This window comes from Aquamicrobium segne (assembly GCF_042656785.1).
In the GTDB taxonomy this organism is placed as follows: Bacteria; Pseudomonadota; Alphaproteobacteria; order Rhizobiales; family Rhizobiaceae; genus Mesorhizobium; species Mesorhizobium segne.
Genome location: NZ_JBHSLL010000012.1, coordinates 452,970 through 465,628, shown reverse-complemented (window position 1 = coordinate 465,628; position 12,659 = coordinate 452,970). Strand labels below are relative to the sequence as shown.

Below are 12,659 nucleotides of genomic sequence, written 5' to 3'. Positions count from 1 at the left end.
TGCGATCTTTACAGCCCTGTATCGCGTTGCCTAGATTACCAGCTGGTAGAGGGGCGATATGAACCATACAAATACGGCCAATGCTGATTCGAGCATTTTTGACAGTCTCACCGAACTGATCCTGAACTTGGCTCCCGATGACGGTTCCTCCATCGGTAACGGGGCCATGCTGGCTCTGCTGCGAGAGCACATACCCGACCTTACCGAGGACGACTATATCACTGCGCGCGATGCACTGATCGATGAGGATGTGCTCGGGCGTGGCAAGGGACGAGGCGGGTCGATCTTCCGTGTCACCGAAGATCCGGACGATGAGGATGACGATCTGGACCGTGATGAGGGCGACGAGGACGATGGGTTTGAACTGACCCAGACCGAAGAGGCCGCGACACGTCATCGACGGGCCAAGGCCACGAATAAGGCCTCGCGCAGGCCTGGCGGGCCAGTACAGGTGCTATCTTACCGTCACGGCGAGACCCGGGTGAACAACCCCGAGGTGGGCATAGTCCATGCCAGCACCGATCCGGATGGCGAGAAGACGGTCTGGGCCTACGACCCGCATCTCGACCCGGTGCTGAACTTCGACAGCGCACGGGCCGGAATCGAGAAGCTGATCGACAGCGCGCTAGCCAGCAACGATCCTGAGCGGATGCGGGACGCGCTACAGGAACTGAAGCGGCTGCAGGCGCCCTATCTCAACTGGACGGGCAAGGCCGAGCGGACGAGCGTCGAGGTCGATACCGTCTCGCTCCATGTCCATGAGCGGGTGGACCCGGCGACGATCCTCGCCAACGCGGCCAAGCGGCTGAAGGGGAAGGACGCCGCGGCGCAGTGGCGGCAGCCGGATCTGTTCGCCGCACCCTTCGAAAACTTGCCGCTGCGCCAGGCGCTGGATTTCTACCAGCATGAAAAGGGCTGGGCGAACCGGCTGGTGGCGGGCGACAGCCTGCTGGTGATGAACTCGCTCCTGACAAAGGAGAGCATGGGCGGCAAGGTTCAGATGATCTACATCGACCCGCCCTACGGCATCAAATACGGCTCGAACTTCCAGCCCTTCACCAACAAGCGAAAGGTTGAAGATGGAAAGGACGAGGATCTTACCCAGGAACCCGAGATGATCAAGGCGTTCCGTGATACATGGGAGCTCGGAATCCATTCCTATTTATCGTACATGCGGGATCGGCTTCTTCTTTCCCGCGAACTTCTCAACGAGCAGGGCAGTGTTTTTGTCCAGATCAGTGATGAGAACCTGCACCATATTCGAGAGTTGATGGACGAGGTTTTCGGTGCAGAAAACCTTGTGGCAATAATCAATTACCGAAGCATGATGCCGCTTGAGTCCGGAAGCATCGAGTCGATCTACGATTATGTGATCTGGTATGTGAAGGACAAGGATGCGTCGCCAAAGTATCGGAACTTGTTGGTTCGCAAGAAATCCGGCCAAGGTTCGGAATTCAAAAATGTAGCCTTATCTTCAACCGATTTTCGGAGCGTCACAAAAGAAGAACTCGACGACCCTGACTACGCCTTCAAACTCGATGGCGTCTTTAAGCGATCAGACCTTCTCTCTTCTGGCTATACAGAAAGCTGCACTTACGATTTCGAGCTTTTCGGGGAAACGCAAAAGGCCCGCGCCAAAAGCTGGCGAACTACGAAAGAGGGAGTTGAAAGATTAAAGAAAGCATCTCGTCTCTACAAACCGGGAGCCAAGCCCTACTTCAAGATGTTTTTCAATGACTTTGGATATTTATCACAGGCCAATTCATGGCATGACACAATCGAGTTTGAGTCGAAAGCATATGTTGTTCAGACGACAAGAACCGTGATCGAACGCTGCATGCTGATGTGCACCGATCCCGGTGATCTGGTGCTCGATCCCACCTGCGGCTCCGGCACAACTGCCTTCGTCGCCGAGAAATGGGGGCGGCGCTGGATCACCTGCGACACATCCCGCGTGGCGATCACGCTGGCCAAGCAGCGGCTGATGACCGCCAGTTTCGACTACTACGCGCTTCGCTATCCGCATGAGGGGCTGGGTGGCGGCTTCGACTATGAAACCGTCCCGCACATCACGCTGAAGAGCATCGCCAACAACCCCGACATCGACACGATCTACGACGAGGACCACCCGAAGATCGCATCGGCGCTGGCAGACCTGAACGCCGCGCTGGCGGCAAGCCCGCCGAAACCGCTCAAGCCCGCGCAGGGCGTGCGCAAGGGCAAGCCGGTGGACCTCTCCCAGGGCGATACCTTGCATGAATGGGAGGTGCCCTTCGACTGGCCCGACGACTGGCCAGAGGCCGCCCGCACCGCTTTCGACGCCTTCCACGCCGCCCGTCAGGCGATGCAGCGCCGCATGGATCAGTCCATCGCCGACCATGCCGAACAAGAGATGCTCTACGACAAGCCGCGCATCGACCGCACCAAGCTCCGCATCTGCGGACCCTTCTCGGTCGAGGCGGTGCCGGCGCCAACCGTCCTTTCGTTGGACGAGAGCATCCCGCCGCAGGAAGCCGACGAAACCGTCGCCCGCTCCGGCGAGACCTCCCGCCAGGCGCTGTGGCGCGGCGAACTGCTCAAGACCGGCGTGCGCGGCAAGGGCGGCGCCATGCTCCGCTTCGCCGAGTTCGAGACTTTGCCGGGACTCAAATACATCCACGCCAGCGGATCGCTGGCCGAGACGGGCGAGCGTGTCGTTGTAAGCTTCGGCCCCGAGCACGCGGCGCTGGAGCAGCGGCAGGTGGAACTGGCGCTGGACGAGGCTCAGACCCTGCGCCCGTCGCCCAAGTTCATCCTGTTCTGCGCCTTCACCTTCGACCCGGAGGCCGCGAAGGACATCGACGAGGTGAACTGGCCCGGTGTCACGCTGCTCAAAGCGCAGATGAACACTGACCTGCTGACCGAGGACCTGAAGAAGAAGCGCGCCTCGAACCAGTCCTTCTGGCTGATGGGTCAGCCCGACGTGGAGCTGCGCAAGCGCAAGGACGGGATGTGGGAGGTCGAGGTGAACGGCTTCGACTATTTCGACCCGCGCAAGGGTGACCTCGTGTCCGGCGGCAAGTCGCAGATCGCAATGTGGTTGCTGGATGTGGACTACGACAATCGCTCGCTGATGCCGCACCAGGTGTTCTTCCCGATGGCGGACGCGAAGGGCGGCTGGAACCGGCTGCGCCGGACGGTGCGGGCAGAGCTTGACGAGGATCTGCTGGAGCAGTTTCACGGCACCGTCTCGCTGCCGTTCGAAGCCGGGGAACAGGGCCGGATCGCGGTCAAGATCGTGGACGACCGCGGGATCGAGTCGCTCAAGATCATGGCTCTCGGGGACTGACTGCCCATGTCGCTGATCATCAACAGGCCATGGGAATGCCCGGCGCAGCATTGGGTCGAGGCCAAGGGCGGCAAGCTGGAGATCAAGTCCGAGCGGCGGCCGGCGAGCTACGAGGTCTTCGACGCGCGCAACAACACCAAGCGCACCGAGGTGCTGGATCTAGTGAACACGATCCGGGCGCGCGTGGATGCCTGGCGCGAGGCGGGCTGGCCCGGCGTGACCATCGTCACCCGCAAGCTGCTGGAGCACTGGTACGACCAGGAGGCGCGGCAGCACCCGTTCTATTTCTGCCAGCTCGAGGCCATCGAGACCCTGATCTGGTGGGTAGAAGGCACCGAGGCCTACAAGCAGGGCATCGCGATTCCCGGCGATGGCGGGGCGTGGGAGCGCCTCTGCAACAAGATGGCCACGGGCGCGGGCAAGACCACGGTGATGGCGATGATCATTACCTGGCAAGTGCTGAACGCGCTGACCTATCCGAAGCGGAACAAGGATTTCAGCCGCGCGGTGTTCATCGTGGCGCCGGGCCTGACCGTGAAGGAACGGCTGCAGGTGCTGCTGCCGAGCGAGGGGAGTTATTATGACGAATTTAATCTCTGCCCCTCGGAAGCCCTGCGCCAGAAATTGAACCAAGCCGAAATCCTGATCGAAAACTGGCACTCCCTTATGCCGTTGAAAGAACAAGCGCGCTCAGTTGTGAAGAAGGGACGCGAATCTGATGAGGTGTTTACGCGTCGTGTGCTGGGCAAATTAGCGGCGTACAAGGATATAATCGTCATAAACGACGAAGCGCACCATGCTTATCGTAAGCCAGCTGAACTGAAGATTAGCAAGAAGCAGGCTGCTGAACACGGTATCGACCTGGACGAGGCGACCCGCTGGATCGAGGGATTGGATCGCATCCACAAGACCCGGCGCATCCAGCGCTGTTTCGACCTTTCGGCCACGCCTTTCGCGCCAACCGGCAAGGCCAGCACCGATACCGCGCTGTTCGACTGGATCGTTTCGGATTTTGGCCTCAACGACGCAATCGAGGCCGGGCTGGTGAAAACTCCGCGCGTGGTGGTCCGCGACGATGCCGTTCCTGACGCGAACACCCTACGCTCGAAGCTCTACCACATCTATCGCGACCCGTCCGTCTCCGAGGACCTGAACCGGGCAAAAGCCGAACGCCACGAAGCACTGCCGAAGCTGGTCCAGGACGCTTACACGCTGCTCGGCGCCGACTGGCGGGAAACGCGGCGGCAGTGGGAGGAGGCCGGGCATCATTCGCCGCCCGTCATGCTCACAGTCTGCAACCGCACGGAAACTGCGGCCCGCATCGAGAACTACTTCAACAAGGGCGATGCGCACTGGCCCGAGCTGCATGCGCCAACGAAGACGCTGCGGGTCGATTCCAGGGTGCTGGAGAAGGCCGAGATCGGTGAAACCGCGTCGTCCGACAAGGATTACGAGGCGCGTCTGAAGGCAATCATCGACGCGGCAGACATCCCCGAAACGCGCCGCCAGCAGTTCCTCGCCCTGAAGAAGGAGGAACTGCTGCGCGAGATCGTCGATAACGTCGGGAAACGGGGAGCGGCTGGTCAAGATCTCCAGAACGTCATATCCGTGGCGATGCTGTCAGAGGGTTGGGACGCCAAGAATGTGACGCACATCATGGGCCTCCGGGCCTTCACGTCACAACTGCTCTGTGAACAGGTCGTGGGGCGCGGATTGCGCCGCGTATCCTACGACACCGACGAAAACGGTCTGTTCCTACCCGAATACGTCAACGTCTTCGGCGTGCCGCTATCAATATCGGAGACCGGCGAAAGCGGCGAGGCTCCGCCGCCACCGAAGCCGACCACGCAGATCGAAGTGATTCCCGACCGGGCGCATCTGGAACTTCGCTGGCCGAACGTGCTGCGGGTCGAGACGGTCGTAAGACCGCAGCTGACCATGGACTGGGGCAAGGTAACACCGCTCGTGCTCGACCCTGCCAGCACGCCGATCAGCGCCGAACTGGCTCCGGCGCTCGGCGGCGCGACCGACATGGGCAAGGTAACAGCCATCGACCTCGAGAAGCTGCCGGACGGCTTCCGTCTGCAACGCCTCGTCTTTCAGGCTGCCCGGAAGGCATTTGTCGAACTCAGCCACGGTTTTTCGGGCACCCACGAATATCTGGCGGCGCAGCTCGTCAGGATCGTCGAGGCGTTCCTCAACTCCGATCGTCTCGATATCCCGTCGTTGTTTCACTCCGACCCGCTTCGGCGGCGGATTCTGATCGCGCTCAACATCGATCTGGTAGTCCAGCATGTGCTGAGCAACGTGACGGAGCAGAACACGGAACGCCTGACGCCCGTGTTCGACGAGGAAAACCCGATCGGTGCAACCGGGTTGATGCGCACCTGGTACACGGCCAAGCCGTGCTTCCCAACCATCAAGTCGCACATCAGCCACCTCGTTGGCGACTCATCGTGGGAGGGTCACGCGGCAAATGTCTTCGAGGGGCGGGGTGATGTCGTTGCCTATGCGAAGAACGATCATCTGGGCTTCCAGATTCAGTATATGTGGGCTGGTTCACGCCGTCGGTATGTTCCCGATTTCCTCGTCCGGCTCTCTGGCGGCAAGACGCTCGCCCTCGAAATAAAGGGGGTAGACAGCCCTCAAAACAGGGCCAAGCGGGACGCGCTGAACGAATGGGTCAGCGCGATCAACGGCACTGGAGGATTCGGGCAGTGGGCCTGGGATGTAGCGTTCAGGCCGAGCGACCTGCAGGATATTGTAACGAAGCACGCGAACGTCGCCATGGCAGAACCGGCATGATGACGTCATACCGCCGCCGTGCGAGCGAGGTTTGATTCTGCGTTCTCCAGATGTGTCGCAGGGCCTCGGTAGCCGGAAAGTTCGACCCGAGTTCTTTCTCCCGCTGCTGTCCACCACAAAAGTACGGACAAAGCGAGCAAAATAACTATGCATTTACAGTAACTTATGATTCCGTACCAAATCCGCGCAGTCAGGAGGTTTGGAGAAAATCGGCCGAGAGAGAACGAAATCTGCGTTTCAGCTAGGCACCGCAGTCACCAGCTTTGGCCCGAAAACCCGCAGTTCCGCGCCGTTTCGGCTGCCTAATACGAATCAGAGAATGATTCCAACAAGTTGACTGGCGGGACGTGCGGGATACCGATGAGCACTACGTTTACTCCATAGCCCTCCAAAATGAACCATGAAAATCGGCCGGAATCTGCTGAAATCTCAGCAGGTTTCCGGCCGCTTCTGTTTAATCACGCTTGTTTCGCCGGCTTGCGCGAGAAAGCCACGTTCGCGGTCGACAGAATAAACGAGGACCGTCATCATAGGCGCATCGCCACGCGAAGGAGCAAGAAAGAGCGAACCGCGCCAGTCGTAAAGGAGCAGAGCCATGGCCGTCGTAATGATAATGAGCGTTGTATTGATCGCAATGCTTTGCGTCGCAGCCTATACGCTCGCGGTCTATGCGCTGCCCTTCATGCTCGGATTGACGGCTGCGCAGTTCGCCTATCAGACCGGCTCCGGCTTGATCGGCGCAGGCTTGGTCGGGTTGGTCGCGGCCGGTGCAGCCTTCGGCGTCATGGCGCTTCTCTTTGACTCGCTACGCTCCCCGATCCTGCGCCTCGCCGTGGCGCTGATCTTTGCCGCGCCCGCCGCCGTGGCCGGCTATGCGCTGGTCCACGGCGTCACCAAGGAGTCGGTCCCGTCCGAAATCTGGCGGCAAATCTTTTGCATCATCGGCGGCGGCTTTGTCGGGATTTCGGCCTTGCTGCGACTGGCAGCACCTTCGGCCAGCGGACCCACGCCCGTCCGCTAATCCAACGACGTAATATCAAATTGACCCGGCGCTAAAGCGCCGGGGCTTTGTCACTGGCGGCCCTCCGGCTCACTACGGAGCTATGTGGGGGCGCGTTCGCCTCCGGGCCGGCGCGGCTGCCGCCGCGTTTCATCTGATCGTTATGAAGGAGATTGCTAAGGGCGTTGCCCTCGCGCGGCGCAAGAAAACTCTCTGCCCTTTCGCGGCATAAACGGCCCGCTCCCCGCAAGCGGGTCCCCTCCATTTATTCCACGGTGCCAAAGACTTCTCCTGCGCCTTGCTACCCTTGGCTCGCCGCCGGGCAAGGGTTCAGGAGCGGCGCTGCGCTGCTCTGAACCCCAAACCCGAAGGAACAGAGACATGACCAGCGCAACCGACAACAATCCCCGTATCTATGTCGCCTGCCTCGCAGCCTACAACAATGGCTATCTGCATGGTGCCTGGATCGACGCGGATCAGGACGCCGACGACATCAGGGACGAGATTGCCGCGATGCTTGCGCGCTCGCCGATCAAGGGCGCGGAAGAATATGCCATCCATGACTATGAAGGCTTTGAGGGCGTCACTATCAGGGAATATGCCAGCATCGAGAGCGTGGCGCGGATGGGCGCTTTCATCGCCGAGCACGGCGCACTAGGCGCGGGTCTGCTGGAGCAATTCGTCGGTGACATCGACCAGGCCGAGAGCGCCTTGCAGGATTGCTATCATGGCCAGCACGCCAGCCTTGCCGACTACATGGAGGAGCTGACCGCCGAAAGCGGCACCACGATCCCCGAAGCCCTGCGCTACTACATTGATTGGGAGGCTATGGCGCGCGACGCCGAAATGGGCGGCGAGTTCTTCACGATAGAAACCGCCCGCGACGAGGTGCATATCTTTTCCAACAGGTGAGACTTGGGTTGCCTTGCCTGCTCCAGCGGGCAAGGCGACGCGCAGCGCCTCACAGACTAGTAAATCACGGAAATGTTGTTAAGAAGAAAATAACTATAAATGTGCGGCCTGCACGAACAACATTCCGTATAACTCCAGCTATATCCAGTGTTGGCGATTTCGGAAACTCTCTATCCGGGCGTTGCCCTGCGCCGCCCGGCATAGGGAGGTGACGCCATGCTTAGCATTGATTGGCGTGCGCCGGCGGCTTACGGGCACGCGAAAGCTATTCCCCCCGCCGGTTTCGCCTGGGAGTATCTTCGTCGCCATGAGGACTATCATCGCGACTTCCAAACAATATCCCAGGTGAAGGAGCCAGCCGGCGACCAGCTTGATGGATTCTCGCAGCGGTGGGGTTTGCGATTTCCCGTGCGATCCCGAAACGCCGCCTGATCGGCAATCCCTGTTCTGGATTCCAAGTCTCCAGCCGCAAGCGGTTCTCTTGTCCCCTGTGCAGCACCGTAACGGGGCGACGGAACCTATAGTGACGCTGGCGCACCTGTCCGGCCTCGACCTACGGCACGCGGCGGATGGGTGGCATGGCATCTGGAATGTGGATGGCGTCGCGCATCAATTCTGGCTGCCCCAGGCCGTGCCCGACGCAGCGGCCTTCTATGCCGTATCCCTTCCGATGGATTCTTTCATGGAGCTTCGCGCCCATGCCGCCCGCCGACTTTGGCGGTCCCTCAATGGGCGAGCGCCCGGCGCGGACTTCCGCACCATGCCGGCGCAGCTCCGTAAGTTTCATATCCTGTCCCTGCGCGCGCTCGACGCCCGCTTGCGAGGCGAAAGCTATCGCACCATCGCGGAAGTCCTGTTTGGCTTTCGCGGGACCAAGGAGGATTGGGAAGCCGACCCCCGCAAGAACCAGGCCCGCCGATTGGTCGCGCACGGCCTGAAAATGATGAGGGGCGGCTACCGCCTATTGCTGCACTATCCGATCAAATCGCCTGCCGAGTGAAAGCCGGCAACGATCAGCGCCCGGCCGCGACAGCCTGTTCCAAGATGCGACGATAGCCTTCGCGTGAAAGCCATTGGGCGCGGGCAAGGTGGCTTTCCCAGCATCGCCGCGTCCGCGCTTCATCGCCGACCGGATCGCAATGCAGCACGATTCGCGCGACTTCCATCCAGTCCGCGCCTTCGGCCTTCGCGTCGAGAAGGCGCAGATAGGTGACGTAATGCCGTTCGTCATAAGGCGTTATGTCGTTTCCCGCTGGCGCTTCGTCGTCCACATCGGGATCAAGTTCGACAGGCACTCGCATGGCCGTTCCCCGTATCCGAGAGGATTTGTCTGCGGTGCGCCCCCGCAAACGATACTCTCTGACTCTTGGTGATCGGGGAGTTCGAAACCGTGGTTAGACGGCCCTATGGCCTTTAGCTCGGAGAGCCTGTTGTATACGCCACAGGCTCCCCGACCATAAGGTCAAGGAGTTCGGTGCCGTCACGGCCGGCACCAACCGCTAACCAGGGGTTTCGACGCCCCGGAGCAGCGCGTCTGCTCCACTTCCATGTCTAGCCGAACCGCGCCGGGATGTCTTTCCCTAATCAGCGCGACAGGCAATGACGCGCTGAAATCCATCGTCTTTTCAGCTTGCCGTCGCTCCCGCTGGGGTGCCGCCAGCGCATAGGCGCAAATGCGGCACGCTACGCGCCGCCGATCCCTCGCCATGGTTCGCCACAGCCCGCCGAAGTTTTCGGCGGCCACATCAACCGACGAACCAGAGGTGATCTTATGGCCATCCGCCGCAATGCGGACCTGCCGCCGCGCCTGCTTCGCACACAGGAAGCCGCGCGCTTTCTCGGCCTGTCCGTCCGCACCCTTGAGAAGCACCGCACCTACGGCACCGGCCCGACCTATCGCAAGATCGGCGGCCGTGTCCTTTACACCGTCCGCGATCTTGAAGCCTGGAGCGCGGTCGGCACACGCAAATCCACCCGCGACAAGAACGCCGGCACGGTTTTTCCCGCGCGTCCGCTCACGCCCAAAGAGCTGGGCGATTGCTGAATGCTGCGCGAGGACGACCATAGCCCCGCGCAGCCGGCCGACGCCAGCGAACGCAGCCGACTCGACCCCTTCGTGGTCGCGACCGGCGACGCCGCACCGCGCGACCAGCGCGATTTGATGGAGCGGCCGTTCTTCTCCCTTGCGAAGACGCCGCGCACCAAGCCGATTTTCTACAAAGCCGCCGATGTCGAGGTGCAGGTGTTCGGGATGCCCGAGCACGGCATGGCGACCATATGGGACGCCGACGTGCTGATATGGGCGGCCTCGCAGATCGTCGCGGCCGAAAACAACGGCCTCACCACGTCACGCTTCGTCCGCTTCACGCCTTACCATCTGCTGCGCGCCATCGGGCGGCCGACCGGCAACCATCAATACCTGCTCCTGAAAGCCGCGCTCGCGCGACTGCAATCGACCGTCATCGCCACCACCATCCGCAACGGCCCGCATTGGCGTCGCCGGCAATTTTCATGGATCAACGAGTGGGAGGAAATGACGACGCGCGCCGGCCGCGTCGAGGGCATGGAATTTGTCCTGCCCGAATGGTTCTACAACAGCGTCATCGACCGCTCATTGGTCCTGACCATCGACCCGGCCTATTTCCGGCTGACAGGCGGCATCGAGCGTTGGCTTTACCGCGTCGCCCGTAAGCACGCCGGCCGCCAGCGCCATGGCTGGCTGTTCGAGTTTGCGCACCTTCATCAGAAATCCGGCAGCCTCGCACGGCCGTCCGATTTCGCGCTCGACTTGCGCCGCATCGCGGCCCGCCAGCCGCTTCCTGGCTATCGACTCCAGATCGAGCGGGAAGACGCCCGTGAGCTGCTTCGCATCTGCCCCGAAAACCTGTCCACAGTGCCTGTTGATAACGGTGTGAATGCCATCGGCACATCAGGCGCACGGGGTATCGGCACATCAGGCGCAACCCTATCGGCAGATCAGGCGCACGAACCCCAGCTAATGCTTTGGCCTGAAACGCGCAATCCGACCGCTAACTTAGAGTCTAACAGAGAATCTAACTTTTCTTCTTTGACGCGCGCACACGCGAGGCGTGGTGCCGGTGCCGCCGAGCGAGGCGAACCATGACGCCCGCGCTCGACGCGGTGCGCCCGCGCAACCCCCAAGCCATTACCGGAGACGAACAATGACCTATCGCGCCCGTCGCGGCGCGCACGGCCGTCCGCTGCCGGACGGACCCGCGCCCTTCACCACGCTTGTCGAACTGACTTTCGAGAAACGCAAGGTCGAGTACTGGATACGCTTCGGCCGCAAGAGCTACGAACAGATCATCGACCGTCGCCGAAGCGTCGTCGGCTTCGCGCCGAACAGCATCTTCGCTTTCGTCCGCTGGGCGGCCGGCGAGCACGGCACGATCATTTCACGCATCGACATCGCGCGGGCCATCGGTCGCGGCGAGCCATTCCAGACGTTGCCCTTCGTCCGGCCTGGAGGCGACATCCTGTTACGCCTAGACGGCTGGCCGAAAGTGCAGCGCGCACTTGCCGTCATAGACGCCGTGGAAGCGCTGGGCCTCGACCCGGCCGACGTGTCGCCGGACTACTGGCGACACGCGCACAACCGCCTAGCCGCCAGTCTGGAGCCGAGCGACTACACGCCGGAACGACATGCGGCGTGGATTGGGCGTCGGAGGATCGACCCGTGACGCGCCGCCGCTATCTCGCCGTCACGGCGCTGGCCGCGATGGGCGTTGCCGTCGCAAGCGCCATCGAGACGCCGACGAAACTCATTTGGAACGCCACGGCCAGCGCGCCGGTAGGCTTCTACACCGTCGAGCCGGCCGACCGGATCGAGGTGCCCGAGCTGGTCGCGGTCATGCCGCCCGAACCGCTCGCCCCCTTCATGGTGCAGCGCGGTTATGTCGGACGCGGCGTGCCGCTGTTGAAGCGCGTCGTCGGCCTTCCAGGGCAGCGGGTTTGCCGCGCCGGCCGCACGATCACGGTTGACGGGATCGAGATGGGCGAGGCGCTGGAGCGCGACCGGATCGGCCGTGAACTGCCCGCCTGGCAGGGCTGCCGCGTCATCGCGCCCGGCGAAATCTTCCTCATGAATTGGGATGTCCGCGACAGCCTGGACGGCCGTTACTTCGGACCCATCCCCGCAAGCTCCGTCATCGGCCGAGCGGTCCCGCTCTGGACCGATGAGGAAGGCGTCGGCCGCTTCGAGTGGCGCGCGCCGACGCACTGACTTCGCGCTTCCCCAACCAATCACAAGGAGACTGACAATGCCCGCCAATATCTTTGAACCCACGGCCAACAGTTACGCCGGCCGCGTCCGGCTGTTCGGCATTGACGAGGCAATCGTGCTTGTCGCCATCGAGCCGGGCGACGGCGAGAACACGCCGGCCTATCGCATCCACCTCGACGATGAGGACGGCCCCGAGATCGGCGGGGCGTGGAAACGTGTCGGCGAACGCGCGGGGGATTACATCGCCCTGGAGATCGACAGCCCGCTTTTCCCTGCGCTGTTTCGCCCGGCGCTGTTCCAGGCCGACGACGAGGCACGCACCTTCCGGCTCGCGTGGAAGCGGCCGAAGGCGCGCGAGGATCGGAGCTAAT

Annotated in this window: 12 protein-coding genes; 11 read left to right on the top strand and 1 reads right to left on the bottom strand. The window is 61.8% G+C overall.

Annotation, left to right across the window (positions count from 1 at the left end):
- Positions 1-58 precede the first annotated feature (58 nt).
- From ACFPLB_RS05510 to ACFPLB_RS05485, 6 genes are all read left to right on the top strand, one after another.
- Positions 59-3,328, top strand: coding sequence for a site-specific DNA-methyltransferase (locus ACFPLB_RS05510; protein ID WP_378228337.1), 3,270 nt, complete (start codon positions 59-61; stop codon positions 3,326-3,328).
- 6 nt (positions 3,329-3,334) lie between these two features.
- A complete protein-coding gene (locus tag ACFPLB_RS05505) occupies positions 3,335-6,133 on the top strand; it encodes a BPTD_3080 family restriction endonuclease (protein ID WP_378228336.1) in 2,799 nt (932 codons plus the stop codon).
- Between the two features lie 595 nt (positions 6,134-6,728).
- On the top strand, positions 6,729-7,154 hold the full coding sequence (locus ACFPLB_RS05500) for a hypothetical protein (protein ID WP_378228335.1): 426 nt from the start codon (positions 6,729-6,731) through the stop codon (positions 7,152-7,154).
- A 360-nt stretch (positions 7,155-7,514) separates the two neighbouring features.
- A complete protein-coding gene (locus ACFPLB_RS05495) occupies positions 7,515-8,045 on the top strand; it encodes an antirestriction protein ArdA (protein WP_378228334.1) in 531 nt (176 codons plus the stop codon).
- 216 nt (positions 8,046-8,261) lie between these two features.
- Positions 8,262-8,477, top strand: coding sequence for a transcriptional regulator domain-containing protein (locus tag ACFPLB_RS05490; protein ID WP_081856739.1), 216 nt, complete (start codon positions 8,262-8,264; stop codon positions 8,475-8,477).
- A gap of 91 nt (positions 8,478-8,568) precedes the next feature.
- Positions 8,569-9,045 carry a DUF2285 domain-containing protein gene (locus ACFPLB_RS05485; RefSeq protein WP_378228333.1) on the top strand — a complete coding sequence of 159 codons (477 nt, stop codon included), beginning with the start codon at positions 8,569-8,571 and terminating at the stop codon, positions 9,043-9,045.
- 13 nt (positions 9,046-9,058) lie between these two features.
- On the opposite strand, the gene ACFPLB_RS05480 is transcribed toward ACFPLB_RS05485, so the two are convergent.
- Positions 9,059-9,346, bottom strand: a complete 288-nt coding sequence (locus tag ACFPLB_RS05480; protein ID WP_378228332.1) for a DNA -binding domain-containing protein — start codon at positions 9,344-9,346, stop codon at positions 9,059-9,061.
- Between the two features lie 470 nt (positions 9,347-9,816).
- Here ACFPLB_RS05480 and ACFPLB_RS05475 point away from each other — a divergent pair, with 470 nt between their 5' ends.
- From ACFPLB_RS05475 to ACFPLB_RS05455, 5 genes are read left to right on the top strand one after another with little or no spacing between them, the layout of a single operon-like run.
- Positions 9,817-10,089: a helix-turn-helix transcriptional regulator gene (locus tag ACFPLB_RS05475; RefSeq protein ID WP_003052294.1), complete on the top strand. Its 273-nt coding sequence runs from the start codon at positions 9,817-9,819 to the stop codon at positions 10,087-10,089.
- On the top strand, positions 10,090-11,169 hold the full coding sequence (locus ACFPLB_RS05470) for a replication initiator protein A (RefSeq protein ID WP_378228331.1): 1,080 nt from the start codon (positions 10,090-10,092) through the stop codon (positions 11,167-11,169).
- 58 nt (positions 11,170-11,227) lie between these two features.
- The gene (locus ACFPLB_RS05465) at positions 11,228-11,746 is read left to right on the top strand and encodes a DUF2840 domain-containing protein (RefSeq protein ID WP_378228330.1); all 519 of its coding nucleotides are present in this window, start codon (positions 11,228-11,230) and stop codon (positions 11,744-11,746) included.
- On the top strand, positions 11,743-12,288 hold the full coding sequence (locus tag ACFPLB_RS05460; protein WP_378228329.1) for a S26 family signal peptidase: 546 nt from the start codon (positions 11,743-11,745) through the stop codon (positions 12,286-12,288). Before ACFPLB_RS05465 ends, ACFPLB_RS05460 begins: the two co-directional genes overlap by 4 nt.
- A gap of 37 nt (positions 12,289-12,325) precedes the next feature.
- The gene (locus ACFPLB_RS05455; RefSeq protein WP_378228328.1) at positions 12,326-12,658 is read left to right on the top strand and encodes a DUF736 domain-containing protein; all 333 of its coding nucleotides are present in this window, start codon (positions 12,326-12,328) and stop codon (positions 12,656-12,658) included.
- Position 12,659 lies beyond the last annotated feature (1 nt).